This window comes from Bradyrhizobium sp. USDA 4354, from assembly GCF_054060315.1.
The window spans coordinates 2,693,152-2,719,080 of record NZ_JBSSDC010000001.1; the positions used below are offsets into that span (position 1 = coordinate 2,693,152).

Consider the following 25,929-nt stretch of genomic DNA (forward strand, 5'->3'; position numbering starts at 1 on the left):
CATGTCGACATCCGCCGCGCTCAAGCCAGCCGCAACCCAACCTGATCTTGCCGCCGTCAAGCAGCGCCAGCACGGCGCCTGGTCGTCGGGCGACTATGCCGTGGTCGGCACCACCTTGCAGATCGTCGGCGAACAGCTCTGTGAGGCAATCGACTTACGTGCCGGCAGCAAGGTGCTCGACGTCGCCGCCGGCAACGGCAATGCGACGCTGGCCGCGGCGCGGCGCTGGTGCGACGTCACATCCACCGATTACGTGCCGGCGCTGCTCAAGCGCGGGCGCGAGCGTGCGGCGGCCGAACATCTCATGGTCGAGTTCCGCGAGGCGGATGCCGAAGCGCTGCCGTTTGCCGACGCCAGCTACGACGTCGTGCTCTCGACCTTCGGCGTGATGTTCACGCCGGATCAGGACAAGGCGGCCTCCGAGCTCGCGCGGGTCTGCAAATCCGGCGGCAAGATCGGCCTCGCCAACTGGACGCCGCACGGTTTCATCGGCCAGCTGTTCAAGACCATCGGCAAGCATCTGCCGCCGCCGGCGGGGGTGAAGTCACCGGCGCTGTGGGGCACCGCGGCGCGGCTGGAAGAGATGTTCGCAAGCCAGGCTTCAGAGATCGCCGCCGAGCCGCGCATGTTCGTGTTCCGCTACCGCTCGCCGGACCACTGGCTCGAAATCTTCAAGACCTTCTATGGTCCTACGCTGAAGGCGTTTGCCGCGCTTGACGAGAGCGGCCGGGCTGCGCTGACGGACGATCTCCTGGCGCTGCTCGGGGAGTTCAACCACGCCGACGACGGCACGATCGTGGTGCACAGCGAATATCTGGAAGCCGTGATCACCAAGCGCTGACAGCGCCTGAGATAGATGCGGTCAGGCCGGCCCCGGCCTGACCGCCACCGATCAAAATGGCGCGGTGGCGCCGACCGTGTCGGCCGAGACGGCTTCGCGGGTCCCGAGCGGCTTCGGCCGTCCGGTGGTCGTATCGCGCAGCGTCTGCCGCTCGATCTCCGAATTCAGCTCGGCGCCGAACATGATGACGATCGCCGACATCCACATCCACGTCATCAGGCCGATCGCAGCGCCCAGAGAGCCGTAGGTCGCATTGTAATTGGCGAATTCCGAGAGGTACCAGGACAGCAGCGCCGAACCGGCGATCCAGAGGAGGGCGGCCGTCACGGCGCCGAGGCTCAGCCATTGCCAGCGCGGCGCGTCACGGCTGGGCGCGAAGCGGTAGAGGATGGCGAGTGCGACGAGCAGGATCAGGAACAGCAGCGGCCATCGTGCCAGCGCGACGATCAGCTTGCTTTCGGGCGCCATGCCAAGATGATTGAGCGCAAGCGGGAAGGCGACGACGGCCCCCACCATCAACAGCAGCGCCACTATACCGCCGACGGTGAAGGCCAGCGAGACCGTGTTCAGCCGGATGAAGCTGCGCTTCTCGCGTTCCTCATAGGCGACGTTGAGGGCGTCAAAGATCGCCTTGACACCGGCATTGGCGCTCCAGATCGCAAGCAGCAGGCCGAACAGGAACGTGACACCGAGCGTCGTATTGCCGTTCGACACTACGCGCGCGACCTGGTCTTCGACGATCTGGAACGAGCCCTCGGGCACCATGGTCGCAAGCGTCTGGAGATTGGCGCTGATTGTCGCGGGATCGGCGAACAGGGCATAAGACGAGACGAGCGCGGTGACTGCGGGGAAGAGCGCGAGCAGGCCGAAGAAGACGACGCCGCCCGCGGTCGCGAGCAGGCGATCTTCGTCGATGCGCTGATAGGTCCGCCAAAAAATATCCTTCCAGCCCGACCAGGGGATCTGGAGCGGACTTTTCGCCCGGCGGCCCCGGCCGGGCTGTATCGCCGCACCGGCCGGGTGCGTTTCCGGTGAATTCGCCTCACCTTTGCGGTGGTTTTGCGGAGGCCCGGACCGGATCAGGCCCGTGTCCTGAAAGTAGCGCTCCGCCGTCAGCACGAAGATGGCCGTCGCCGCCACCAGCAGCCAGGAGTCGATCGGTTCGGAGCGCCGCGCCAGCATCACGCCTCCACACTGCGCCTGTGGCGCCGTCGGCGGGCGGCCGTCAGCCCGACCAGGCCGACGGCCGCGAGCATCAGGCCAAGTTGCACGGGGCGGTTGGCGCGACCCGGCCAAGCCTTGCTGTCGTGAGCCTTGCTGCCATAAGCTTTGCTGCCATGACCGCGTTCACCCGGCGCAAGCGGTGCGAGGGGAATTGTCGTTGCCACCTCCTTCACCGCCTGCTTGACCGTTCCCCGCGGGATCCGCGGGGTCGCGACGGCCACGCGCAGACGGCTCGCAAGCGGCACGATCGGCTTGGGCTTGCGCCTCATCTGCGCCATCGCGACCCCGGCGCAGACCGCAGCCAGCACCAGCAGCACTGCGCCGATCGCGCCAAAACCCCAGAATTGCCCGTAGGTGATGGCGACCCAGCGGTACAGGGCGATCAGCCCGACGAAAAATGCTGCGAGGACGAACAGGCCCGCGACCGCAAACAGCCCGGCGGCCACCGCGTAAGACGTCACCTTGCCGGTTGCCTGGCTGGTCTGGTCACGCAGATAGGATTGAGCGGCGCGTTTGACGTGATTGAGCTTCAGCGCCACGCCGGCGCGCAGCAATTCGCCCGATGGCGCAAGCATGCGGACATCCTCCGAGAGCGAGAACAATTCGTCGGGGATGAACGTGGCGGTATTTGACTTGTTCCGAGGAAGCGCGCGCCTCGCAGAGGCTCAGCCGAGATCGGCGGCTGCGATCCAGAACACCTCGCCCTCGGAATCCTCGGTGTCGAGCCAGAGCAGCGGCAACTCCGGAAAGGCCTCGTCGATCAGCTCGCGGCCGCGGCCGATCTCGCAGATCAGCCCGCCATCCGGCGTCAGGTGATCGGGCGCATCGCGTAGGATCCGGCGCACCACGTCGAGACCGTCGGCGCCGCCGTCGAAGGCGAGCTTCGGCTCGGCGCGGCACTCCGGCGGCAAGGCCGCCATGCCTTCGGCATCGACGTAAGGCGGGTTGGTGATGATCAGGTCGTATCTGTTGTCGCCGAGCGGGGCGAACAGGTCGCCGCGATAGAGGCTGATCCGGTCCGCGAGCCCGTATTCGCCGACATTGCGGGCGGCGACTTCAAGTGCGCCCTTGGAGATGTCGACGGCGTCGACGGTGGCATTCGGGAAGTGATGCGCGGCGAGGATGGCGAGGCATCCCGATCCCGTGCAGAGATCGAGCACGCGCGTCACCGCCGTTGGATCATCGATCAGCGACCCGGCCTCGCCCTCGGCGCCGAAATGCGAATCCAGGAGCTCGCCGATGAAGGAGCGCGGAACGATGACGCGCTCGTCGACATAGAAGGGCAGGCCGCGCATATAGATCTTGTTGACGAGATAGGCGGCCGGTTTGCGCGTCGTGACGCGCTGATGGATGAGATCGAGGATGGTCTTGCCTTCCGCGGGGGTGACGCGCGCGTTGGCGAAGGTGTCGAGCTGCTCAGGATGCAGATGCAGGGTCTCGCAGACCAGGAAGGCGGCTTCCGCCACCGGATCGACGGTGCCGTGGGCAAAAGTGAGCCTGGCTTCGACGAAGCGGCTCACGGCATAGCGGACGAAGTCGAGCAGCGTGAGAAGCTCGCCGCGTCCGACTTTTGCGAGCTTTGGCGCGGCGCGGCCGCGCACGGTTTTCTTCGAGGCTTTTGCCATCAGGATTTGGTCCAGCGCGCAGCGGCTTCGTCGTCGCGGGCCTGGGCCTCGACCCAGCCGGTGCCGGTGGCGCTCTCTTCCTTTTTCCAGAACGGCGCACTGGTCTTGAGATAGTCCATCAGGAACTCGGCCGCCTGGAACGCTGCCTGTCGGTGCTGCGAGGCGGTCAGCACCAGCACGATGTTCTGGCCCGGCATGAAGCGGCCGACGCGGTGGATCACCGTGATACCGTTGAGCGGCCAACGCGAAACGGCCTCGTCGGCATGACGCCTGATCTCTTCCTCCGCCATGCCAGGGTAATGTTCGAGCGTGAGCGCGGCGACCTTGGCGCCGTCCTCGTCGGCGCGGCAGATGCCGGAAAAGCTCACGACCGCACCGATATCGGTCCGGCTGTCGGTCAGGAGCGCGATCTCGCGCGCGATGTCGAAATCGTCTTCCTGAATGCGGATGGTGACAGGGCAGGTCATCAGCCTAGCCGCCGGTCATCGGCGGGAAGAACGCGATCTCGCGGGCGCCCGCGATCGCGGCGTCTGATTTGACGTGGGCGTGGTCGATCGCGGCGCGGATCACCTTCGGCTTCTCGAATGCATAGGCATAGGCCTCGCTTTGGCCGGAGAGCCAGGCGATCAGCTCCTCGACGGTGCGCACGCTCGCGGGCGGCTCGATCGTCTCTTCGGCCTTGCCGACGCGCTCGCGCACCCAGGCGAAATACTTCACCTTCATCCTTCGTCCTCCTTGATGAGGTGATGGATGCCGGCGCGGAAATAGTCGTAGCCGGTGTACATGGTGAGGATTGCCGAAGCCCATAGCAGCGCCAGGCCGATCATCGAGACCACCGGCACCACCTCATCGCCGGCCGGGCCGGCGAGCAGGAAGCCGATGGCGACGAGCTGGACCGTGGTCTTCCACTTGGCGAGCTTGGTCACGGGCACGCTGACGCGCAGCGCGGCGAGGTATTCGCGCAGGCCGGAAACCAGGATCTCGCGGCACAGGATCACGATGGCGGCCCACAGCGACCAGCCGTGGATGATGCCGTCCGCGGCCAGCATCAGCAGGCAGGAGGCAACCAGCAGCTTGTCGGCGATCGGGTCGAGCATGCGGCCGAACGCCGATTGCTGATTCCAGATCCGCGCATAATAGCCGTCGAGGTAATCGGTCACCCCCGCCGCGATGAAAAGGGCGACGGCGACCCAGCGCAGCCAGAGCGGCTGATCCAGAATCGATTGCGCATAGATGCATCCGACCACGACCGGGATCGCGGCGATCCGGCCATAGGTCAGGATGTTGGGGAGGGACATCGCGCGGCTGGTCGTCCCTCGTGTCGTGGCGATGTTCATCCGTCCTACCAATACCGCTGCCGCCTGAACGTCAACCGTCCCGCTCCCCAAATGAGTTGCGGACGCAACGATCATATGACTGCGGTCCCCCTATAGTTCACCCCGGCTGGGGATGGAAATATTCGAAAATCCTGCGCGCGCTCTCGGCGCTGACCCCCGGAACCTTGCCGAGATCGGCAATCGATGCCCGTTCGATCTCCTTCAGGGTTCCGAAATGGTGCAGCAAGGCACGTTTGCGTGACGGACCGATCCCCGGAATCTCCTGCAAGCCGGCCTCGCGGATGTCCTTCTTGCGCAGTTTGCGGTGCGAGCCGATGACGAAGCGATGCGCCTCGTCGCGCAGGCGCTGGATGAAATAGAGCACCGGATCGCGCGGCTCCAGCTTGATCGCCTCGCGCTCCGGCATGAACAGGGTCTCGCGGCCGGCATCCCGGTCCGGTCCCTTGGCGACCGACATCAGCGACACCTGGGTCAGGCCGAGATTTGCAAAGATCTCGCGGACGGCGTTGAGCTGCCCGCGGCCGCCATCGATGATGACGAGGTCCGGCCATTGCGGGAAATCGTCGTCCTTCGCCTTGGCTGCACCCTCATCGGGCGGACTGATCAGGCGCTTGAAGCGGCGCTCCAGCACTTCGCGCATCATGGCGTAGTCGTCGCCGGGCGTCAGCCCTTCCGATTTGATGTTGAACTTGCGGTACTGGTTCTTCACGAAGCCGTCCGGGCCGGCGACGATCATGGCGCCGACCGCATTGGTGCCCTGGATGTGGCTGTTGTCGTAGACCTCGATGCGCTTGGGCGGGTGCGGCAGGTTCAGCGTCGCGGCCATGGCCTCGAGCAGGCGGCTTTGCGTCGCGGTGTCCGCGAGCTTGCGGCCGAGCGCCTCGCGCGCATTGGTCAGCGCGTGGGTGACCAGCTCCTTCTTCTCGCCGCGCTTGGGCGCGGTGATCTCGACCTTGTGGCCGGCCTTGATCGACAGCGCGTTCGCAAGCAGCTCGCTCTCCTCGATCTCGTGCGAGAGCAGGATGTTCTTCGGCGGCGGCTTGTCGTCGTAGAACTGGGCCAGGAAGGACCCGAGCACTTCTTCCGGCGTAAAGGTCTTTTCCGCGCGTGGGAAATAGGCGCGGTTGCCCCAGTTCTGGCCGGTGCGGAAGAAGAACACCTCGACGCAGGAGAAGCCGCCCTCCTGGTGGATGGCGAACACGTCGGCTTCTTCCACCGTGCGTGGATTGATGCCCTGCTGCGACTGGATCGCCGATAGTGCGGCGAGACGGTCGCGGTAGAGTGCGGCGCGCTCGAATTCGAGCTCACTGGCCGCCTTCTCCATCTCGCCGGCAAGCTCCTGCTTCACCGCATGGCTCTTGCCGGAGAGGAAGTCGCTCGCCTCGCGCACCAGCGTTGAATAGCCGCCGAAATCGATCTCGCGGGTGCAGGGACCGGCGCAGCGGCGGATCTGGTGGAGCAGGCAGGGCCGGGTGCGGCTCTCGAAGAAGGAATCGGTGCAGGAGCGGATCAGGAACGCGCGCTGCAGCGCCGTGATGGTGCGGTTGACCGCGCCGGCGGAGGCGAACGGGCCGAAATAGCGGCCGGGCCGGGTTTGCGCGCCGCGATGCTTCAGGATTTGCGGCGCCCAATGGTCGCCGGTGATCAGGATATAGGGAAACGACTTGTCGTCGCGCAGCTGCACGTTGAAGCGCGGCCGCAGCTGCTTGATGAGGTTGGCCTCCAGCAGCAGCGCCTCGGTCTCGGTGTTGGTCGAGACGATCTCCACGGTCACCGTGGCGGCGATCATGCGCAGGATGCGGGCCGGCAGCGGCGCACTCTGGCGCGCATAGCTGGACAGGCGCTTTTTGACGTTCTTGGCCTTGCCGACATAGAGCACGTCGGCGTTCGCATTGAGCATGCGATAGACGCCGGGCGAGGTGGGTGCGAGCCGAACCGCGCGCTCGATCGCCTCGTGACCGGTCGCCAGCGGGCCTTCGCCGACCGCGCCGCTCTCTTCCAGGATATCCGGCAGCAGCGCATCGTCGTCGTCGTCGCCGCCTGCTGCCGCGGGATCGACGTCCGGCGCTGCCAGTCGCTCGGGCGGCGCGTCGCTCGCCGCAGGGCGCGGCGACTTACGCGCGCGGTCGTCCGGATTGTCGGAGGAATCGTGAACCATGGGGCGAATTTATGTGCTGGGGGGGCCGATTTGAAGTTCCGGCCATGCGGCGCGCACAGAGGATGGCGGCCAGTTCCCGGTAACGCTTCCTTAAGTCTGTTAAGCGGGCGGTAACCCGACTTAACAGCCCTTTAACTTAAAACTCTCGATAAATCCTACGCGAAAAGTTCTTGGTTCCGTAGCCATGCGACGGGCCGGCGCGGCGGCGCGGGCATCGCGAGGGTTGCGACAGTTGCGTTGGAGTGAGTGATGAAGAGGTTCGTTGTGGGCGCAGCCGCGTTGGTTGCAGCCGGCTGGACAGCTTCGGCAGAGGCCGCCGATCTCAATTACGGACAGCGTGCGCCTTATACCGTCAATCAGCCGCTCAATGCCTATAGCTGGGCAGGTCCCTATCTCGGCGGCAACATCGGCTACGAATGGGGCTCGGTCGACAACAACCCCACGAAGCCGTCAGGCTTCGTTGGCGGCGTGCAAGCCGGCTACAATTTCCAGAACGGCCCGTGGGTGTTCGGTGTCGAGGGCGACATCCAGGCCACCGGCGCCGACGACACCTTCGCGCCGTGGAAATTCTCCAATCCGTGGTTCGGCACCCTGCGCGGCCGCGCCGGCTATGCGTTCAGCAACGTGCTGTTCTACGGCACCGCCGGCCTCGCCTTTGGCGAGCTGCGCGGGCAGACCTTCGGCTGGACGGAGTCGCACACCACCGCGGGCTGGACCATCGGTGCCGGCGCGGAAGTGGGTCTCGCGCCGAACTGGAGTGCCAAGCTCGAATATCTCTACATCGATCTGTCGACGAGTCAGTTCGCAATTACGGGCGTGTCAAACGGCTACAGCGCCAGCGTCGTCCGCGCAGGCGTGAACTATCGCTTCTGACATCCAAGGAAGAAAATACCGGACCAACCTCCCGGCCGCTCGCGGCCGGGATTTTTTTGCGCCAGGCGCGCTAGGAGAGGATCACCAAATTGACCGCCTTCGGTCCCTTCCCCTTCTTGTCCGGTTCGACTTCGAAAGTAATACGCTGTCCTTCGGCAAGGTCCTTCAGTCCCGCCCGCTCCACAGCGGTGATGTGAACGAAGACATCGCGACCGCCGTCGTCAGGTTTGATGAAGCCGTAGCCGCGCTCGCCGTTGAAGAACTTGACCGTTCCCGTCATGGCCATCGGGAAACTCCCCCTCATTGCTCCTCCGCCGCGACGCAGACTCACGTCGCGGCATGACCGGGCCTCACGGAGCCCGGGAGCTGGCCATCCTTGGACGGACCTCATCGGTCCGGCGGGATCTTTCTTAGGGCCTTCACTCCGCCGCAACCATTCGCGGAAGCGGAACGTAAAGCCAGTCACCCAAACAGCATAATACGGTTCTTCGCAGATTGACTACCGGTCCTGCATATTTTTCCCAAGAAGGCCGGAGTGTTACGGTCTGGCGTTAAGGCTTGGGCACCTCCAATCGGAATCTGGCAGCCCCGCCCTGGCCGAGCGGTATTTCCAGCTCGGGCAGGATGGTCTTGAGCTCGCCGTGCAGCGTATAGGGCGGATTGACGATCAGGAGCCCGGTGGAGGTGAGGGCGGTGCTGTCGGCTTGCGGCGCGACGCTGAATTCGAGGCGCAGGCATTTCCCCGGCGGCTTTGCTGCAGCTGCGAGCCGCGCCACCGTTTGGGCCAGTGTGTCGGTGGCCCGCCGGTTCTTGGCCGGATACCAAATGACATAGATACCGGTCGGCCATTTCGCGAAGGCCGCCGTGAAGGCGTCGCCCAGCCGCTCGAACTCGTCCTTGGCCTCGAAGGGCGGGTCGATCAGCACGAGGCCGCGCCGCTCCTTCGGCGGCACGAAGGCCGGCAGCGCCACCCAGCCGTCGAGATCAACCACGCGGGCCTGTTCGTCGCGGCGCAGCACGTCGATCAACGCTTTCCGCGCCTTCGGCTCGAGCTCGCAGGCGACGAGCCGGTCCTGTGGTCTGAGCAGACCGCGCGCGATCAGCGGCGAGCCCGGATAAGCCCTAAGCTCGCCCTTCGGATTGAAGGCGCGGACGATGTCGAGATAGGGCTTGGTCAGCGCCGCGGTCTCGTTCGACAGGCGTGCCTGCAGCAGCCGCGCAATGCCGGTCAGCCATTCGCCGCCGCGGCGCGCCTCGTCGCTGTCGAGATCGTAGAGCCCGGCGCCGGCATGAGTGTCGATGACGCGGAATGCCGCTGGCTTGTCCTGCAGATAGGTGAGGATGCGCGCCAGCACGATGTGCTTGATGACATCGGTGAAGCTGCCGGCGTGGAAGGCGTGACGGTAGTTCATGAAAACAGCACTACGCCACGTGATGGCTTGAGCAAAGAGGCACGATCACGTGTCCCGGACGCGGGGCAGCGCTTAACGCTGCGCCGCTGAGCCGGGACCCAGCCTCCTCTTGCGTGATGGGCCCCGGATCAGCAGCGCACCACGCCGCATTCGCGGCGCACTGCGCTGCATCCGGGGCACCAGAGCGTGCTACCCACCCCTGATCGGCGGCATCGTCACCTGCTCGCGGCGGCAGGCGCGGCGCTCGATCTCGTCGCAGGCGCGGAATTGCAGGTCCTTGCTGAGGCAGATGCGAACCTCGGACAGCCGTGTCCGGTTGCAGGTGACCGAGACGGCGGCACTGCTGAGACCGGGATTGGCCTTGATGAAGGCCTCCTCGACCTCCGCCGGCGCCACCGTCTTGGCCTGCGACAGATCGAGATACTCGGCCGGAATCTTGATCGCGGCGCGCGCCTTGCGGATCGTCTCGAAATAGCCGCGGCCCTCGAGCCCGGAGCAGGTGCCGTGCTTGTCCCATTCATTGAAGATCAAGCCCGGCGCCGGCATCAGGTCGAGCATCGAGGAGACGATGTTTCGGTTCAGCCGCGGTGCCGGCCGCTGGCAGTATTCCGGAAAACCGTTCTCATATTGCGGCCACAGGCCATGCACGACGAAGGCGTAGGGCCGTCCGCCGCACTGGATCTGCGAGCGGCCGCCGCGCTCGGCTGCCTCCTCGCAGAACGAGGGCGACCATGACAGCGACAGCACGTAGAAATCAAATTCGCCCGGCGCGTTCTGCCGCTTGTCCTGGGCCTTGGCGCCATCGGCGAGCAAAGCCAGTCCCGCGGCAAGGGTTAGTGAGATCATCAGGCGGGACAACGAACGCAATCTGGACTGAAACATGGCGACGCCCCTCAACTAGACTGTGCACGCAGCCTAGCAGGCGAATGGAACATTTCAAGAACAAAATTTGGACGGCCTGTCGTCTGCCGGCCGATCAACCCCGAATCAGGCGCGCTTCGGATCAGCGTTTGGCGGCGCGGCAGGCCGGGTTATAGGCCCAGTTGCGGTCGACGCCGACCACGCACCATTCGACACCGTTGCCGTAGCCGGCGAAGCCGCCATCCTCGATGATCGAGAAATGCACCTTGCGCACCTTGCCGTCATTGAGCATGGCGTCGCCGGTGCAGTAGCGGCGCGGAATGTTGTCGGACTGCCAGGGGCGAAACGCGACCTCGTGAACGGCGGAGAAGCCGGTGATCTGCAACGAGGAATTCCAGAACGAGCTTTCCTTCTCCCAGAACTGGGTGGCGATCGTCGGCAGGGCCCTGTCGCAATCGGCGACAGCGCCGTCATAGCGCGGCCCGCTCAGCCAGAAATTCATCTCGAGCGGATTGGCGGCTTTGGCCTCTCCGAGCGACAGTGCCCCGAACATGAGGCCGAGCACGGCGGCAAAGCGGAGCGATTTCGTCGGGGAGGGGGCGCGCATGATCAATCCGGACAGCTAAGGTCTTGCGAAGGTCGGACGGTGCCGCGAAGGCCGGGGGAGGTCAAGTGCAGCGCGGCAACACTTCGCCAGGAGTTGACCAAGACGTCGCGGCCAATTGGCCGTCGGTTCTTTTCACTTCCATCCCGGCACCGTAAACTGGCGCCAGCCAATTGGAGTGACGGGAATGCGAATCATTGCGGCCGCGGGCCTTCTTGCCGGCCTGGTTGTCTCGGGTTTGATGGCGAGCCAGCCGGCGCGCGCCGATATCCTTCCGGTGCCGCCGTTCAAGGGCAACGACACCGGCGGCATCATCGCCTATTCGATGGCGACCCAGGTCGATGCGCGTCAGGTCGCGGTCGATCATTGCGCCCGCTACGGCAAGGTCGCGAAATTCCTGGGCGTGCAGGCCTATGAGGGCGGTTACATCTCGTTCTCCTGCCGCTGGGTGCCCTATGGCGCCGCCGATCGGCCGATCCGCACGCTCTACTGAGGCGCTGTCGTAACGCCGCAACTGTCGGCCGGGAGCTTTCCACATGACGCGCAAACTCGCTTTGCTCGGCTCGATGCTTTGCCTCGCGTTGTCGGCAGGCAGCGCCGGCGCCGACGACCTGCCGGTGCGCAAGGCCGGTCTTTGGGAAATGAAGCTGGTCACGACTGGCTCCCCGGTGCCCGAGATGACCATGCAGCACTGCACCGACGAGACCGTCGACAAGGAGATGAGCAACAACGTCTCCCCGATGGCCAAGCAGATCTGCGCCAAGCAGGAGATCAAGAAGACCGCGACCGGCTATGTCAGCGATTCCGAGTGCAGCGTCGCCGGCGTCAGCACGGCCTCGCATGCCGAGATCACCGGCGATTTCAACTCGGCCTACACGGTGAAGACGACCTCGCATGCAAAGGGTGGCGTCGCCGGCGCGGCGGGGCGCGACAACACCACGACGCTGCAAGCCAAATGGCTCGGCGCCTGCAAGCCGGACCAGAAGCCCGGTGACATCGTCATGCCCGGCGGCTTCAAGATGAACATGCGCGACATGGACAAGCTGAAGGCGCTGCTGCCGAAGTAGGCGGGTGTTATTTCAACACCTGCGCCAACGGACCGTCCTTGGCCGCCAAGGCTGACCAGCCCGGCTTACTCCCGGCTTCCAATCTCGCGAAATAGTCATCGCGTAGAAGAATTTTGGCGGCGAGAGGGCCGCCGGCTTCGTTCCACGCGACGGTGAATTCGTGGGTCGAGCCGGGAGGGACGAAGCGAGAGCTTTCGTTGACGAAAGACGCCGGATTGGCGAACGGCAGGTTCGCCGCGTCGTGCCACTCAGGCTCAATCGGGGTTGGGCAGCGATTGTAGAGCCACACGTCGCTACAGATCTTCCCGTTTCGATCGAGCATGTAGGCATAGGCCACCTTGCCATCATCCTCGATGATGACTGCGCTCTCATCGAACGGTGAGACGAATTTGGCGACGAATCCGTCCGTGCCATTCATGCTTTCTCTAACTCCGCAGGATTGGAGCGCCTCTCGCCGCGCCGCATTCGCCTACACCGGTATCCTCACACTCGCCCTCAATCCCCCCATCGGGCTGTCGCCGAGGGTGATGTCGCCGCCGTGCGAGCGGGCGATGTCGCGGGCGATGGCGAGGCCGAGGCCGGTGCCGCCTTCGTCCTGGTTGCGGGCGTTGTCCAGCCGAAGGAACGGCTTGAACACCTCTTCGCGCAAGTGAGCGGGAATGCCCGGGCCGTCGTCGTCGATCGTGACGGTGAGATAACGGTGATCGCGCTGGCCGGTGATGGCGATGGCCTTTCCGTAGCGCGCCGCGTTGGTAACGAGGTTGGCGAGGCAGCGCTTGAACGAGGCCGGCTTCACCGTCACCACCGGCAGGCCGTGGAAGGCTACGGTCGCGGTGTGGCCGTGGCGTTCGGCGTCGCTGCGCAGCTCCTCGAGCGCTTGCGCCATGTCGGTCGGCTGCGACTGCTCGCCGGAATCGCCGCGCGCGAAGGCGAGGTAATCCTCCAGCATCATCGACATCTCGTCGACGTCCTTGCGCATGCCCTCGAGCTCGGGGCTGTCGCCGATCAGCGCCAGCTCGAGCTTGAAGCGGGTCAGGATGGTGCGCAGGTCGTGGCTGACGCCGGCGAGCATCGCGGTGCGCTGCTCCATCGTGCGTTCGATGCGCGATTTCATTTCGAGGAAGGCCACTGCCGCGCGCCGCACCTCGCGCGCGCCGCGGGGGCGGAAGTTCGGCGCCTCGCGGCCCTTGCCAAAACTTTCGGCGGCGTCGGCAAGGCGCAGGATCGGCTTGATCTGGTTGCGCAGGAATAGCACCGCGACGATCAGGAGGATCGATGACGTGCCGACCATCCAGAACAGGAAGATCTCCGAGTTCGAGGCGTAAGCGGCGCTGCGCTGCGCGAACACGCGCATCACGGCATCGTCGAGCTGGATGCGGATCTCGACCAGGTTGGAGCGGCCGACCGTATCGATCCAGAACGAGCGCCCGATCTGGCGGCCGAGCTGCACCGACAGCGTTTGGTCGAGCAGCGAGAAGAACGGCTTCGGTCCCGGCGGCGGCATGTCGCCGGCGGGGAGAAAGTCCACGACGAGGCCGAGCCGCTGCTGGGCAATGCGGCGGATCTGGTCACGGTCTTTGTCCTGCGGATAGCCCTTGTAGACGTCGATCAGCGCGGCGATGTCCTGCACCACCGCGGCCGACAATCTGCGCGTCACCGTGTTCCAGTGCCGCTCCATGAACACGAAGGCGACGACCGATTGCAGCACCACCATCGGCACGATCATAATGAGGAGCGCGCGGGCGTAGAGGCCGGTCGGCATCCAGCCCTTGAACGCGTTACCCATCCAGCCGTTGGCGGCGGAGACGCGGCCGGCAGCGCTCTTCAAAAGCGTCAGGCCGGTATCGATCGTGCTCATCTAGCGCGCTTCACTGATTTATGGCGAGGCCACCAGCCGGTAGCCGATGCCCCGCACCGCCTGCAGGAACAGCGGATTGGCTGGGTCGGTCTCGATCTTGCGCCGGAGGCGGTTGATCTGCACGTCCACGGCGCGCTCGTTGACGCTGCCGTTGCCGGTCAGCGCGCTGCGCGGCACGGTCTCGCCCGGTGTTTCCGACAGGATCCGCAGCATCTCGCGCTCGCGGTCGGTGAGGTGGATGACCTCCTCGCCCTGGCGCAATTCGCCGCGCTCGAGATGGTAGACATAGGGACCGAACGCGATCTTCTCGACCGTGGTGGCCTGCGGCGGCGGGGCGGCGCGCTTGAGGATGTTGTTGATGCGCAGCGCGAGCTCGCGCGGCTCGAACGGCTTTGCGACGTAATCGTCGGCGCCGATCTGCAGGCCCTCGATGCGGGCTTCCGCCTCGTGCCGCGCCGTCAGCATCACGATCGGCACCGAGGACGAGGTGCGGATGAAGCGGGCAAGGTCGAAGCCGGTTTCGCCGGGCATCATCACGTCGAGGATCAGGAGGTCGAAATGCAGGCCCAGCAGTTTCGAGCGCGCATCGCCGGCGCTCGCCGCGGTGGTGACGCGGTAGCCTTCACTGGCGAGAAAACGCGAGAGCAGATCGCGGATGCGGCGGTCGTCATCGACCAGCAGCAGATGCGGGGCATCGTCGGCGGGTTGCACCGGCGGGCGGGCGAGCGTGGCAGCGAGCACGGTCACTCCTTGGCGTCGTGGTTGACGGAAGCGAAGATCGTCTCGAGCACCTTGTCCGGATCGTCGCGGTCGATCATCGCGCGCAAGAAGCGCTTGACGGTCTCGGCGTCCTGCGGAGCCATCTCCGCGAGCGCCCTGGTGATCCGCGTGGTCTGGAGTCCAGCGAGCTTCTGCACCAGCGCCTCGCCCTTCGGCGTCGCGTAGAGCAGGCGCTGGCGACGATCATTGTCGCCGGTCTTCTGCACGATATAGCCCTCGTCCAGCAGCTGCTTGAGCACGCGGCCGAGCGACTGCTTGGTGATGCGCAGCACGTCGAGCAGGTCAGCGACCTTGAGGCCGGGATAGCGGTAGACGAAGTGCATGACCCGGTGGTGGGCGCGGCCGAAGCCGAAAGCCTCCAGTTCCTGGTCGGGATCGCCGACGAAGTCGCGATAGGCGAAGAACAAGAGCTCGATGATATCCCAGCGCAAATTGCCCGCGTCCGACGCGGCGGGCCGAGATTCGGCGACGTCAGGAGGTGAGGCTGCGAAATTTATGTCAGGCATATTGACGTATCTTGGGTTCAATGTTACAAAACGATCAACCCGCACGAAATTTTAGATCGTTTCGCGTCGGGTGGCATCGGAGCAAGGCGGCCGGAGAGAGCCGGACAGGCGACGACGGCCGGATCAGATCTACCGTGCGATTGTCGAGCGGCATTTCGGCAAAACATACTGGACTTCCGCCTTCCGCAAAAGCATGTCCTCGGCGACATGCTGGCCACGGAAACCGGCCGTAACAAGGCTGGCGGCGGTCCGGCAGAAACCAATCAAGCCGGCCGGGCCCCGAAACGGGCAGGCGGGCGCCAGAACAGCGCCGTTACCGGCAGCGGGAGGCAAGGCCATGAGCATGACATTCGACATCCAGCCCGCATCCGATCCAACCCCTGAGAAGGACCGCATCGCCAAGCTGGTGGACCCCGGCTTCGGACGGGTCTTCACCGATCACATGGCGGTCGTCCGCTACAACCAGGCCAAGGGCGGCTGGTACGAGGCGAAGATCGAGGCGCGCGCCAACTTCCAGCTCGATCCGGCCGGCGCGGTCCTGCACTACGCCCAGGAAATTTTTGAAGGCCTGAAGGCCTACAAGCGCGACGATGGCGGGGTGAACCTGTTCCGCCCCGACGCCAATGCACGGCGCTTTAAGGACTCGGCCGACCGCATGGCAATGGCCCAGTTGCCAGAGGACGTCTTCATCGAGGCGGTCGAGCAGGTCGTGCGCATCGACCGCGCCTGGATGCCGGGCGGCGAAGGCAGCCTGTACTTGCGCCCCTTCATGATCGCGAGCGAGACCTTCCTCGGCGTCAAGCCGTCGTCCGAGTACATCTTTGCGGTGATCGCGTCGCCTGTCGGCTCCTACTTCAAGGGCGGGCCCGCGCCGGTGTCGATCTGGGTGTCCGAGAATTACACCCGCGCCGCGATCGGCGGCACCGGCGCGGTCAAATGCGGTGGCAACTATGCCGCGAGCTTGCGTGCCCAGGCCGAAGCGATCCAGCATGGCTGCGATCAGGTCGTCTTCCTCGATGCGGTCGAGCGCCGCTACATCGAGGAGCTCGGCGGCATGAACGTCTTCTTCGTGTTCGACGACGGCTCGCTCTCGACGCCGCCGCTCGGCACCATCCTGCCCGGCATCACCCGCGACTCCATCATCACGCTCGCCCGCGATGCCGGCAAGACCGTGCGCGAGGAGCCGTACTCACTCGACCAGTGGCGCAAGGATGCGGCCTCGGGCAGGCTGAAGGAAGCGTTCGCCTGCGGCACCGCGGCCGTGATCTCGCCGATCGGCAAGGTGCGCTCGGTGAGCGGCGATTTTGAGATCTCGGGCGGCGCCGCCGGCCCCGTCGCCATGGGCCTGCGCAAGCAGCTCGTCGACATCCAGTACGGCCGCACCAACGATCCGCACAACTGGATTCGCAAGGTGTTTTGATGCTCTCGTGTCCCGGACGCGCAAAGCGCGAGCCGGGACCCAGAGTGCCAGTGGCTGGACCCCGGATCAGCAGCGCACCACGCCGCCAAGAGGCGGCGCGCTGCGCAGCATCCGGGGAACGTGGCTGGTATCTGACACCATGAACGCCCCGCCTCGATCCCGCGACAAAGCCCAGGATACAACGAGCATCCTGGACATCGCGATCATGGCAATGAAACTCTCCCAACCCATGAAATGGGTCGTTCTCGCCGCCGTCACCGGCGCTTCCGTTTTCGGCATCCTGACCATCGGCCCGACGCACGAGGTGGTCGCGCAAGACCGCTCGCCGATCGTCGACGTACGCACCACCGACCCCGAGATGAACACCGCGATCGCCCGCGCCCGCGGCTCGCTCCCCACGTTCTGGGCCTCCTACGAATCGCCAAAACCGTCCGAGACCGGGCACGCTTTGAAGGTGCGCTTCTCGACCCGCAAGGGCGGCGAGCACATCTGGATCGGCGAGGTGAAGAAGGTGCCGGACGGGAGCTATTCGGGCGTGTTCGCCAACGAGCCGCGCGATCTGCCGGGCAAGCGGGCAGGCGACCAGGTGAAGTTCACCGAAGCCGACATCTCGGACTGGATGTTCATGCGCAACGGCAAGATCGTCGGCGGCGAGACCATCAAGCCGACGCTGAAGTCGCTGCCAACGGCGGATGCCGATGCTCTGAGGGCACGGATGGAGAAGCCGTAGGGAATGACGGCGCTCCCTAAGCACCGGTTGCCGCCCCGCGCGTCGGCTGGTAAACGCCGCGCATGGCCGAGAAACCCAAAAAACCCCAGAAGCTGAAGGCGCGCCTGCCGCGCGGGCTCGAGGACCGCGATCCTGCCGCGATCCGGGCGACGCGCGAGATGGTCGAGAAGATCCGCGCCGTCTACGAGCTCTACGGCTTCGAGCCGGTGGAGACGCCGGCGATGGAATACACCGACGCGCTTGGCAAATTCCTGCCCGACCAGGACCGTCCGAACGAGGGCGTGTTCTCGTTCCAGGACGACGACGAGCAGTGGATCAGCCTGCGTTACGATCTGACCGCGCCGCTCGCCCGCTACGTCGCTGAAAAGTTCGACACGCTGCCAAAGCCCTACCGCAGCTACCGCGTCGGCTACGTCTTCCGCAACGAGAAGCCCGGCCCCGGCCGCTTCCGCCAGTTCATGCAGTTCGACGCCGACACGGTCGGCTCGGCGACGCCGGCGGCGGATGCCGAGATCTGCATGATGGCCGCGGACACGATGGAGGCGCTCGGCATCGCGCGCGGCCAGTATGTGGTGAAGGTGAACAACCGCAAGGTGCTCGACGGTGTTTTGGAGGCCATCGGGCTCGCGGGTGAGGAGAATGCAGGCCGCAGGCTGACCGTGCTGCGCGCGATCGACAAGCTCGACAAGTTTTCCGCGGATGAAGTGCGCAAGCTGCTTGGTCCCGGACGCTGGGACGGTGGCGAAGAAGGCAAGGGCGACTTCACGAAAGGTGCCAATTTGAGCGCGGCGGAAGCCGACGTTGTTCTCGCCATCACCAAGCCGCGCGAGGATTGGAAAGAAGCAATTGCTGCGGCAGAAACTTATCTGGCCAAGAGCGAGGTCGGTCAGGCCGGCGTGAGCGAGCTGGAGGAGATTGCCAAGCTGGTGACGGCCTCGGGTTACGGTGCGGACCGCATCAAGATCGATCCGTCCGTCGTGCGCGGCCTCGAATACTACACCGGCCCCGTCTACGAGGTCGAACTCCTCCTCGACACCAAGGACGAGAAGGGCCGCGCCCGGTGCGCTTCGGCTCGGTTGGTGGCGGGGGGCGTTATGACGGACTGGTCTCGCGCTTCCGCGGCGAGCCGGTGCCGGCGACGGGGTTCTCGATCGGCGTCTCACGGCTCCAGGCTGCGCTGACGTTGCTCGGCAAGCTGGACACGCGGCCGGAGTTCGGCCCCATCGTCGTCACCGTGTTCGACCGCGACCGCGTCGCGGACTACCAGAAGATGGTGGCGTCCTTGCGCAGCGCCGGCATCCGTGCCGAGCTCTATCTCGGCAACCCCAAGAACATGGGCAACCAGCTCAAATATGCCGACCGCCGCAACTCACCTTGCGTCATCATCCAGGGCTCGGATGAAAAGGCGCGCGGCGAGGTGCAGGTCAAGGATCTGATCGAGGGCGCCAAGGCGGCCGCTGCGATCGCCTCCAACCAGGAATGGCGCGAGAGCCGGCCGGCACAGTTCTCGTGCAGCGAGGCCGATCTCGTGGCGAAGGTGCGCGAGGTGCTGGCGCGCCATGACGTGAAGTGGGGATAGCCATTCGCTCCATTCGTCATGCGCGGGCTTGACCCGCGCATCCATCTTCAAAATGATGGATCGCCGGGTCGAGCCCGGCAATGACAATGGATGATCAACGACGAGCAGGGAGACAACGATGCCTGAGATCACCATCAGCATGGCCGAGGGCCGCACCGACGAGCAGAAGGCCGGCATGATGCGCGACATCACGCAGGCGCTGGTGAAGAATCTCGGCGTCGACGCCGATGCCGTCGTCATCCAGATCAACGAAGCTCCGCTCCGCCACAAGATGAAGGGCGGCAAGACCTTCGTGGAGCGCGCGGCGGCGGCGAAGAAGTAGTTTCGGCTGGCGCGGCATTTTCCGCTGTCGTCCCGGACAAGCGTCAGCGCCGATCCGGGACCCATATGTGGACGGCCCCCGTGGCACAAGAGCTTTGTGAAGGTTTTGATCGGATCGCTTGCATCCATATGTCCGGCCTGTTGGTTCGGCGTGTGAGACCGCTGGCCAAGATGGTTTCCGCGACACGAGCTCGAATCAACCACGCGACCTTGATCGGCCAATGGGTCCCACGGATTTGCTCGCATCATCGGTCGATCGATCGCACCATCTCCTCTGCTCTTGCAGCTCCGGTTCGGCCGGTGGGTGAACCCGCCGGTCGGCCGAATCTCTCAACTACGCGGCGGCTGCCGTTTGGTCGGCTCGGGCATCCAGCCGCGCGCTGTCATATTCCTGTCCAGTCGTCATCAGCTTCCAGGCGATGCGGGCCATCTTGTTGGCGAGTGCCACCGCAGCAAGCTTCGGTGTCTTGCGCTTCAAGAGCTCGACGAGCCAATGCGGGCCAGAGCCTTTCGCTGTCGCTTGCTTGACCACCGAGGTCGCTCCGACCACCAGCAGCTGACGCAATCTCTCATCGCCGGCGCGGGTAATCTTGCCGAGCCTGGTCTTGCCGGCGGTGGAATGGTCCTTTGGGGTCAGACCGAGCCAGGCTGCGAACAGCCGGCCCGAGCGGAAGGCGTGCGGATCTGGCGCCTTCATGACCAGCGCTGCGGCGGTGACCGGACCAATCCCCGGGATCTGCGCTAGGCGCCGGCTCAAGGCATCGGCGCGATGCCAGGCCAGCAGCTTGGCCTCGACCGCCTTCAGCTCGACTTGCACCTGGTCATATTGGCGAGCGAGCAACGCAAACAGCTCGCGAGCCAGCGCTGGAACGCGATCGTCCTGTTTGATCGCCGCCAGGAACGCAGCGAGCTTGTCCAGCCCCTTGGCTGCGATCAAACCGAACTCCGCCGCATGACCGCGGATCGTATTGGAGAGCTGGGTGCGACGCGCGACCAATTGCTCGCGTACGCCCAGCAGCATCAGCGCTGCCTGCTGTTCGGCCGTCTTCACCGGAACATAGCGCATCCGCGGCCGGCTCGCCGCCTCACACAGTCCCTCCGCATCGCGCCCGTCGTTCTTGTTGCGCGGCACGTACGGCTTGACCAGTTGCGGCGCGATCAGCTTGACCGTGTGCCCGAGCCTGCCAAGCTCCCGCGCCAGGTAGTGCGCGGCCCCGCAAGCCTCGATCACAATCACCGTCGGCGGCAGCTTGGCAAAGAACTCCAGCATCGCCTTGCGGCTGAGCCGTTTGCGCAGCACCATCTGCTCTGACGCATCAACGCCATGGAGTTGAAAAATATACTTCGACGTATCCATCCCAATGCGGATAATCTGGCTCACGGACGGCTCCTGTGAATGAGTGTGTGACAACCTCATTCTGGCACAACTGATGCCGTAGGGGGCCGTCCACACCATCAGCCACAGGGAGTGGTTATGGGGTGAAGCGGCAACTCCGAGTCCCCGCAACCATGACCTCCTGTGGTTATGGGTCCCGGATCGGCGCGCGCTTAAGGCGCGCTTGTCCGGGACGACGCTGAGCAAGCACCATGGACGCACGCGACTTCATCAAGGTCGGCATGAGTGCCGAGCGCACGCTGGTGGTCCCAGTGGAGCGCACGGTCGGGCATTTCGTGCCCGGCATGCCTTTTGTATATGCGACGCCGATGATGATCCTCGAGATGGAGATGACGTCGGGCGATGCGATCCGCGCCGCGCTTCAGCCGGGCTGGGTCACGGTCGGCACCGAGGTCGACATCTGCCATCTTGCCGCCGCGCTCGTCGGCGCAACGGTGCGGACCACCGCAAAGGTGGTCGCAGTCGAGCGCCGCGTCATCCGCTTCGAGGTCGAGGCGTTCGAGGGCACGCGCAAGCTCGGCGAGGGCCGCCACGCGCGCGGGCTCGTCAATGTCGAGATGTTCAACAAGCGGCTGGGCGCGTAGCGCGCCACCTGTTTACTTCGCCAATTCCTTCGATCGCTTCGTCGCCGCTGCGATCGCGCGGATCATCAACTCGCGCAGGCCCGGCTCGCCCATCAGCACACCGAGCGCCGCCGCCGTGGTGCCGCCCGGCGAGGTCACGTTCTGGCGCAGCGTGCTCGAAGGAAGCTCCGACTGGTGCAGCAGCTCGCCGGAGCCGGCGACGGTCTCGCGGGCGACCTTGGTCGCGAGCGCCTCGGGCAAGCCCGCTTCGACGCCGGCCCGCGCCAGCTCCTCGGCGAGCAGGAACACATAGGCTGGGCCCGAGCCGGAGACGGCGGTCACTGCGTCCATCAGGGCTTCGTCCTCGACCCATTCCACCGAGCCGGTGGCGCGCAGCAGCGCATCCGCCACCGCGCGCTGCGCGGAGCTGACGTTGTTCGCCGCAACGGCGACGGTGATGCCGCGGCCTATCGCAGCCGGCGTGTTCGGCATCGCGCGCACCACGGCGCCGCCGCAGACCTCTTCAAGCGAGGCGATCGTGGTGCCTGCCATGATCGAGACCACCGAGGTCTTGTCCGAGACGAACGGCTTCAGCTTGGCGCCGGCCTCGCGGAACATCTGCGGCTTCACCGCGACGACCAGCGTCTCGATCGTGCCGGCGGTCTTCACGTCGGGATTGAGCACAACACCCTCGGCGGCAAGCGCGGAGATATCGGGCGCGATGTGCGGATCGATCACCGCGACGCGGCGCGGATCGAGACCGCCCGCAAGCCATCCGGTCAGCATCGCGCCGCCCATCTTGCCGGCGCCGGCGAGCAGGATGGTGCCGGTGATGTTTTGGAGAGTGCTGTTGTCTGCCATCGCCGTTGCCACGCGTTCGCTGTCGTCCCCGCCTAGTGCGCAATTGCGCACGGGGGGCGGGGACCCATAACCACAGGCGGTTCTAGTGGATGAAGGTGTTGGCAACAAGACGCGCGCCACAAGAGAGATCACGCGGTACGGGTCCCGGATCTACGCGCGCCTAAGGGCGCTTGTCCGGGACGACGGAGAGGAGAGAGCGGCGGCTCCCCCCGCATCTTGAGACCCCTACGCCTCGCCCACCGTGTCGAACATCGCGGCGTCCATGGCCTGCGCGGTGGTCTTGCCGGCCCACACCACGAACTGGAACGCCGGGAAATAGCGCTCGCAGGCGTGGATGGCGCCGGCGAGCATGGCCTCGCATTGCGCGGTCGAGGCGGTGAGGCCGCCCGGCAGCACCAGGGCCTGCCGGTGCATGACCATGCCGGTGTTGGTCCACAAATCGAAATGGCCGACCCAAAGCTGCTCGTTCACGGCGGCGACGAGGCGCTGCACCTCGCCCAGGCGCGGCAGTGGAATCTTCATGTCGAATGCGCAGGCCAGATGCAGCGCCTCGATGTCGCCCATCCAGGTAAAGGAGAGCTGATAGTCGGTCCATTGTCCCTTCGAGACAATCGTGAGCTCGTCTTCGCCGGAGCGTTCGAATGGCCAGTTGTTGCTGGCAGCGATGTCCTCGACCACCGCGAGCGGGTGGCTTCTGGAATCGATAGTGCCTTCGAGCAGGGACATGCCGTCTCGACCTCTTGCCTTCTTGTTGTCTTTGATACGCACGCGGTTGGGCCCGGCGCGCGCTCCCTGAACGTCGCTACGGCGTCCCCTCGGAGTCTTGCGATCCCTCGGATCAGCGCGGGCCTGTCGCGGATCAAGTGATGTGATTTGCGGAATCTGCGCAACGGGGTCCCGAGTCCGTCCACAAGCCAGGACTCGTTCGTCCACAGCTCATCTCCGCCACAATTCTTAACGCAGGCAGTGCCAATCCCGACGAAGGAGAACAAACCGGAATCGGAGCCGAGCCGGCTGGCGCCAATCGTCAAATTCCGCCCCGCGAGGGCGGAACCGCCAAGAGGGTCTCAACACCGGCATGGGACCATGCGCTTTGCCCATGCGGAACGCGCTTGCCGCGACTGCTCGCCGGCGGCATATTTCCGGTCAGGCCGTTCATTCCGGATGGCCGATGTTCTCAGGGCGGGGTGAAAGTCCCCACCGGCGGTAAGGGCCGAAAGGCCTAAGCCCGCGAGCGCCTTCCGTGAGGGTTGTCCCGAAGGAAGGGTCAGCAGATTCGGTGCAACTCCGAAGCCGACGGTTAAAGTCCGGATGAAAGAGAACGGTCGGTGGCAGACGCATCGCGAGGATGCGGCTGTTTGTCGTTCCGTGTGCCCTGATTCTGGTCCTTGAACCGAGGAAAGCCATGAATCAGATGTTGCAAGATCCCCAAATCCAAACTTCCAAAGCCGAAACGTCGCAAACGCCGCCGCCGCCGGTTCCCATGGATCCGCCGCCGGCAGCCGCGCATCCGCGCTTCGCCAAGCCGCAGCGGGTGGCCTTCGTGCAGGCCTGCTGGCACCGCGACGTGGTCGAGGAGGCCCGCATCGCCTTCCTGAGGGAAGCCGAGGCGCGCCACCTCACCCACGTCGACGTGTTCGAGGTGCCGGGCTCGTTCGAGATCCCGCTGCACGCCCAGGTCCTCGCCAAGACGCGGCGCTACACCGCAATCGTCGCCGCGGGCCTTGTCGTCGACGGCGGCATCTATCGCCACGAATTCGTCGCCGACACTGTGATCAAGGCGCTGATGGATGTGCAGCTGCGCACCGAAGTGCCGGTGTTCTCGGCGGTGCTGACGCCGCAGCAATTCCACGAGACCGAGGTGCACTACGACTTCTTCCGCAAGCATTTTGCGATCAAGGGCGTCGAGGTCGCGGCAGCCTGTGCGCAGACGCTGCACGGGCTGGAGCGTCTGCGCGGCCAGGTCGCGGCTGGGATTGTGGGGTAGGCAGGCTGCCGTAGGGTGGGCAAAGCGCAAGCGTGCCCACCACCTTCATGACAAAAGAAAAGGTGGGCACGGCGCTTTGCGCCTTTGCCCACCCTACGAGACCTTCTGGAATCGGAAAAACTAGTCGAACAGGCTCGACACCGATTCTTCGGCCGCAGTCCGCGCGATCGCGTCCGAGATCAGGCTGGCGATCGGCAGGGTGCGGATGTTCGGCGCCTTGGTCACCGCATCGGTCGGCAGGATCGAGTCGGTGATCACCAGCTCCTTCAGCTTCGAGCCGGAGATGCGGGCGGCGGCTCCGCCGGAGAGCACGCCGTGGGTGATGTAGGCGTAGACGTCCTTGGCACCCTTGGCGATCAGCGCGTCGGCCGCGTTCACCAGCGTGCCGCCGGAGTCCACGATATCGTCGACGAGGATACAGGTGTAGCCGGCGACGTCACCGATCACGTTCATGACCTCGGACTCGCCGGGACGCTCGCGCCGCTTGTCGACGATCGCGAGCGGGGTGTTGATGCGCTTTGCAAGGCCGCGCGCGCGGGCCACGCCGCCGACGTCGGGCGAGATCACCATCACCTTGGAGAGATCGAACCTCTCCTTGATGTCGCGCACCATCAGCGGCGCGGCGTAGAGATTGTCGGTCGGGATGTCGAAGAAGCCCTGGATCTGGCCGGCATGCAGGTCGAGCGTCATGACGCGGTCCACCCCGGCCTGCGTGATCAGGTTGGCGACGAGCTTGGCCGAGATCGGCGTGCGCGAGCCGGACTTGCGATCCTGCCTTGCGTAGCCGAAATAGGGCAGCACCGCGGTGATGCGGCGCGCCGAGGAGCGGCGCAGCGCGTCGGTGATGATCAGGAGCTCCATCAGATGGTCGTTCGCCGGGAACGACGTCGACTGGATGATGAAGGCATCCGAGCCGCGGACGTTCTCCTGGATCTCGACGAAGATCTCCATGTCGGCGAAGCGCCGCACCACCGCCTTGGTCAGCGGCAGGTCGAGGCCCTGCGCGATCGCCTGGGCGAGGGCCGGATTGGAGTTGCCGGCGACGAGCTTGATGGAGCCGTTTTTGGCCGACATGGACGCTTCCTCCCGCGCTTTGCTGGATACGACGTTCAACATCAGAAAATACCCACTGGCAGCACGGTTATGACGGGCGAGGAAATATCAGGCGGGAGGCTGCAATGGCAACCCGTGATGCTACGTTTTCCCTTTGAAAATCCTGAGTCGGGCCAACGGCTTGGCCGCAACTTGAGGCCGTGGTTTAGCGGGTGTTATCGGTCGGCATAGCCGAGGGCCGAGGTCGGCATGTCGGGCACTGGGGCCTGCTTGATCACGCTTGCCACCGCCGGTCCGCGCAAAGCCGGAGCCGCGCCGGGGGTATCCGGCGCTCCGTTGATCATGTTGGAAAGTCCGCTGAATCCGGCCTGGGCGATCTTCCGCAGCACGAGGTCGTCGGCGGCCGCCCAAGCATCACGTGTCGCGTCGCGGCCGCCCTTGGCTGAGGTCGGTTCCTCGCCGGAGAGGCGCAGCGTCCGCTGCTGGTTGGCGTCGTAGACGTCCCAGACCCAGGCGATCACCGTCTTGCCGCGCACCACCTGGGCGGAGAGGTAGCTGCGCACGCGGTAGGCGGCCGTGCCCTCGCGGGAGACCACGGACAGGCTGCGCAGCTTGGATTCGCTGTCGAGCACGCCGACCATGCGGTCGAACACCTGCGGCGGCGGCCCGTCGATCGATTCGAACGCGACCGTCGCTCCCGAGCCGGTGCTCGGTGCCATCGCATAGGAGTTGCTCGGCGTATTGCCGCCGGCGCAGCCACCAAGCGCGGTCGCAGCCGCCAGCAGCATGACCGCCAGCACGCGCGAACCCGCGCGGCGCAAGATGAATGACGCGTCCCTCATTATGGAGGGCAGCGATATCGTTAAAATCGAT

General features: G+C 65.3%; 31 protein-coding genes and 1 riboswitch. Of the genes, 11 read left to right on the plus strand and 20 right to left on the minus strand.

Annotated features, from left to right (window positions below; translation table 11 throughout):
* Position 1: 1 nt before the first annotated feature.
* Entirely contained in the window at positions 2–841 is an 840-nt protein-coding gene (locus ACVIIV_RS12580; protein ID WP_456744472.1) for a class I SAM-dependent methyltransferase, read from the plus strand.
* Positions 842–892: 51 nt separating this feature from the next.
* Here the strand turns inward: ACVIIV_RS12580 and ACVIIV_RS12585 are convergent, their stop codons facing one another.
* The 7 genes from ACVIIV_RS12585 to uvrC form a co-directional block, all read right to left on the minus strand.
* Positions 893–2,023, minus strand: coding sequence for a YihY/virulence factor BrkB family protein (locus ACVIIV_RS12585; RefSeq protein WP_456744473.1), 1,131 nt, complete (start codon positions 2,021–2,023; stop codon positions 893–895).
* The gene (locus ACVIIV_RS12590) at positions 2,023–2,640 is read right to left on the minus strand and encodes a phage holin family protein (RefSeq protein ID WP_456744474.1); all 618 of its coding nucleotides are present in this window, start codon (positions 2,638–2,640) and stop codon (positions 2,023–2,025) included. The genes ACVIIV_RS12585 and ACVIIV_RS12590 overlap by 1 nt, the downstream gene beginning before the upstream one ends.
* Positions 2,641–2,730: 90 nt before the next feature.
* Positions 2,731–3,690 (minus strand): 50S ribosomal protein L3 N(5)-glutamine methyltransferase, encoded by a 960-nt coding sequence (gene prmB / locus ACVIIV_RS12595; RefSeq protein WP_456744475.1) that lies wholly within the window; start codon positions 3,688–3,690, stop codon positions 2,731–2,733.
* Positions 3,690–4,157 carry a molybdenum cofactor biosynthesis protein MoaE gene (locus tag ACVIIV_RS12600; RefSeq protein ID WP_456744476.1) on the minus strand — a complete coding sequence of 156 codons (468 nt, stop codon included), beginning with the start codon at positions 4,155–4,157 and terminating at the stop codon, positions 3,690–3,692. Before ACVIIV_RS12600 ends, prmB begins: the two co-directional genes overlap by 1 nt.
* A 4-nt stretch (positions 4,158–4,161) precedes the next feature.
* Positions 4,162–4,413, minus strand: a complete 252-nt coding sequence (gene moaD, locus ACVIIV_RS12605; protein WP_212374324.1) for a molybdopterin converting factor subunit 1 — start codon at positions 4,411–4,413, stop codon at positions 4,162–4,164.
* On the minus strand, positions 4,410–5,027 hold the full coding sequence (pgsA, locus tag ACVIIV_RS12610) for a CDP-diacylglycerol--glycerol-3-phosphate 3-phosphatidyltransferase (RefSeq protein WP_456744477.1): 618 nt from the start codon (positions 5,025–5,027) through the stop codon (positions 4,410–4,412). Before pgsA ends, moaD begins: the two co-directional genes overlap by 4 nt.
* Before the next feature lie 97 nt (positions 5,028–5,124).
* On the minus strand, positions 5,125–7,185 hold the full coding sequence (gene uvrC, locus ACVIIV_RS12615; protein ID WP_456744478.1) for an excinuclease ABC subunit UvrC: 2,061 nt from the start codon (positions 7,183–7,185) through the stop codon (positions 5,125–5,127).
* 249 nt (positions 7,186–7,434) lie between these two features.
* Here uvrC and ACVIIV_RS12620 point away from each other — a divergent pair, with 249 nt between their 5' ends.
* Entirely contained in the window at positions 7,435–8,058 is a 624-nt protein-coding gene (locus tag ACVIIV_RS12620; RefSeq protein WP_456744479.1) for an outer membrane protein, read from the plus strand.
* 70 nt (positions 8,059–8,128) lie between these two features.
* Here ACVIIV_RS12620 and ACVIIV_RS12625 read toward each other — a convergent pair whose 3' ends face one another.
* From ACVIIV_RS12625 to ACVIIV_RS12640, 4 genes are all read right to left on the minus strand, one after another.
* Positions 8,129–8,344, minus strand: a complete 216-nt coding sequence (locus tag ACVIIV_RS12625; protein WP_008544396.1) for a cold-shock protein — start codon at positions 8,342–8,344, stop codon at positions 8,129–8,131.
* Between the two features lie 265 nt (positions 8,345–8,609).
* Entirely contained in the window at positions 8,610–9,470 is an 861-nt protein-coding gene (locus ACVIIV_RS12630; RefSeq protein ID WP_456744480.1) for a 23S rRNA (adenine(2030)-N(6))-methyltransferase RlmJ, read from the minus strand.
* Positions 9,471–9,659: 189 nt separating this feature from the next.
* Complete coding sequence (locus tag ACVIIV_RS12635; RefSeq protein ID WP_456744481.1) at positions 9,660–10,352, minus strand: ribonuclease T2 family protein; 693 nt, start codon at positions 10,350–10,352, stop codon at positions 9,660–9,662.
* A gap of 121 nt (positions 10,353–10,473) precedes the next feature.
* Complete coding sequence (locus ACVIIV_RS12640; RefSeq protein ID WP_456744482.1) at positions 10,474–10,938, minus strand: hypothetical protein; 465 nt, start codon at positions 10,936–10,938, stop codon at positions 10,474–10,476.
* A gap of 184 nt (positions 10,939–11,122) precedes the next feature.
* Here ACVIIV_RS12640 and ACVIIV_RS12645 point away from each other — a divergent pair, with 184 nt between their 5' ends.
* Together ACVIIV_RS12645 and ACVIIV_RS12650 are read left to right on the plus strand one after the other, a co-directional pair.
* Entirely contained in the window at positions 11,123–11,428 is a 306-nt protein-coding gene (locus tag ACVIIV_RS12645; RefSeq protein WP_456744483.1) for a hypothetical protein, read from the plus strand.
* A 43-nt stretch (positions 11,429–11,471) separates the two neighbouring features.
* Positions 11,472–12,002, plus strand: coding sequence for a DUF3617 domain-containing protein (locus ACVIIV_RS12650; RefSeq protein ID WP_456744484.1), 531 nt, complete (start codon positions 11,472–11,474; stop codon positions 12,000–12,002).
* A gap of 7 nt (positions 12,003–12,009) precedes the next feature.
* On the opposite strand, the gene ACVIIV_RS12655 is transcribed toward ACVIIV_RS12650, so the two are convergent.
* The 4 genes from ACVIIV_RS12655 to ACVIIV_RS12670 are packed head-to-tail and all read right to left on the minus strand — an operon-like array spanning position 12,010 to position 15,146.
* A complete protein-coding gene (locus ACVIIV_RS12655; RefSeq protein ID WP_456744485.1) occupies positions 12,010–12,420 on the minus strand; it encodes a hypothetical protein in 411 nt (136 codons plus the stop codon).
* A gap of 51 nt (positions 12,421–12,471) precedes the next feature.
* Positions 12,472–13,860 carry an ATP-binding protein gene (locus tag ACVIIV_RS12660; RefSeq protein WP_122400996.1) on the minus strand — a complete coding sequence of 463 codons (1,389 nt, stop codon included), beginning with the start codon at positions 13,858–13,860 and terminating at the stop codon, positions 12,472–12,474.
* Positions 13,861–13,878: 18 nt separating this feature from the next.
* Entirely contained in the window at positions 13,879–14,607 is a 729-nt protein-coding gene (locus ACVIIV_RS12665; RefSeq protein ID WP_456744486.1) for a response regulator, read from the minus strand.
* Positions 14,604–15,146: a MarR family winged helix-turn-helix transcriptional regulator gene (locus ACVIIV_RS12670; RefSeq protein WP_027575795.1), complete on the minus strand. Its 543-nt coding sequence runs from the start codon at positions 15,144–15,146 to the stop codon at positions 14,604–14,606. Before ACVIIV_RS12670 ends, ACVIIV_RS12665 begins: the two co-directional genes overlap by 4 nt.
* 337 nt (positions 15,147–15,483) lie before the next feature.
* Between ACVIIV_RS12670 and ACVIIV_RS12675 the strand changes: the two genes are divergently transcribed.
* From ACVIIV_RS12675 to ACVIIV_RS12695, 5 genes are all read left to right on the plus strand, one after another.
* Positions 15,484–16,566 (plus strand): branched-chain amino acid aminotransferase, encoded by a 1,083-nt coding sequence (locus ACVIIV_RS12675; protein WP_456744487.1) that lies wholly within the window; start codon positions 15,484–15,486, stop codon positions 16,564–16,566.
* 205 nt (positions 16,567–16,771) lie between these two features.
* Positions 16,772–17,296: a YegJ family protein gene (locus ACVIIV_RS12680; RefSeq protein WP_456744488.1), complete on the plus strand. Its 525-nt coding sequence runs from the start codon at positions 16,772–16,774 to the stop codon at positions 17,294–17,296.
* Between the two features lie 62 nt (positions 17,297–17,358).
* Positions 17,359–18,477: a histidine--tRNA ligase gene (locus ACVIIV_RS12685; protein ID WP_456744489.1), complete on the plus strand. Its 1,119-nt coding sequence runs from the start codon at positions 17,359–17,361 to the stop codon at positions 18,475–18,477.
* Entirely contained in the window at positions 18,426–18,875 is a 450-nt protein-coding gene (locus tag ACVIIV_RS12690) for a His/Gly/Thr/Pro-type tRNA ligase C-terminal domain-containing protein (protein ID WP_456744490.1), read from the plus strand. Before ACVIIV_RS12685 ends, ACVIIV_RS12690 begins: the two co-directional genes overlap by 52 nt.
* Before the next feature lie 118 nt (positions 18,876–18,993).
* A complete protein-coding gene (locus ACVIIV_RS12695) occupies positions 18,994–19,197 on the plus strand; it encodes a tautomerase family protein (protein ID WP_025033847.1) in 204 nt (67 codons plus the stop codon).
* A gap of 333 nt (positions 19,198–19,530) precedes the next feature.
* On the opposite strand, the gene ACVIIV_RS12700 is transcribed toward ACVIIV_RS12695, so the two are convergent.
* Positions 19,531–20,577: an IS110 family RNA-guided transposase gene (locus ACVIIV_RS12700; RefSeq protein ID WP_456743055.1), complete on the minus strand. Its 1,047-nt coding sequence runs from the start codon at positions 20,575–20,577 to the stop codon at positions 19,531–19,533.
* Positions 20,578–20,783: 206 nt separating this feature from the next.
* Between ACVIIV_RS12700 and ACVIIV_RS12705 the strand changes: the two genes are divergently transcribed.
* Positions 20,784–21,176 (plus strand): thioesterase family protein, encoded by a 393-nt coding sequence (locus ACVIIV_RS12705; protein WP_456744491.1) that lies wholly within the window; start codon positions 20,784–20,786, stop codon positions 21,174–21,176.
* Positions 21,177–21,188: 12 nt separating this feature from the next.
* On the opposite strand, the gene proC is transcribed toward ACVIIV_RS12705, so the two are convergent.
* On the minus strand, positions 21,189–22,016 hold the full coding sequence (proC, locus tag ACVIIV_RS12710) for a pyrroline-5-carboxylate reductase (RefSeq protein ID WP_456744492.1): 828 nt from the start codon (positions 22,014–22,016) through the stop codon (positions 21,189–21,191).
* Between the two features lie 225 nt (positions 22,017–22,241).
* On the minus strand, positions 22,242–22,742 hold the full coding sequence (locus ACVIIV_RS12715; protein ID WP_456744493.1) for a YbjN domain-containing protein: 501 nt from the start codon (positions 22,740–22,742) through the stop codon (positions 22,242–22,244).
* Positions 22,743–23,185: 443 nt separating this feature from the next.
* Positions 23,186–23,343, plus strand: a riboswitch (FMN riboswitch).
* Between the two features lie 78 nt (positions 23,344–23,421).
* On the opposite strand from ACVIIV_RS12715, the gene ACVIIV_RS12720 reads away from it, so the two are divergent.
* A complete protein-coding gene (locus ACVIIV_RS12720; protein ID WP_456744494.1) occupies positions 23,422–24,003 on the plus strand; it encodes a 6,7-dimethyl-8-ribityllumazine synthase in 582 nt (193 codons plus the stop codon).
* Between the two features lie 120 nt (positions 24,004–24,123).
* Here the strand turns inward: ACVIIV_RS12720 and ACVIIV_RS12725 are convergent, their stop codons facing one another.
* Both ACVIIV_RS12725 and ACVIIV_RS12730 read right to left on the minus strand, forming a co-directional pair.
* Positions 24,124–25,077 (minus strand): ribose-phosphate pyrophosphokinase, encoded by a 954-nt coding sequence (locus ACVIIV_RS12725; RefSeq protein ID WP_212374359.1) that lies wholly within the window; start codon positions 25,075–25,077, stop codon positions 24,124–24,126.
* A 194-nt stretch (positions 25,078–25,271) separates the two neighbouring features.
* Positions 25,272–25,898: a hypothetical protein gene (locus ACVIIV_RS12730; protein WP_456744495.1), complete on the minus strand. Its 627-nt coding sequence runs from the start codon at positions 25,896–25,898 to the stop codon at positions 25,272–25,274.
* Between the last annotated feature and the right edge of the window lie 31 nt (positions 25,899–25,929).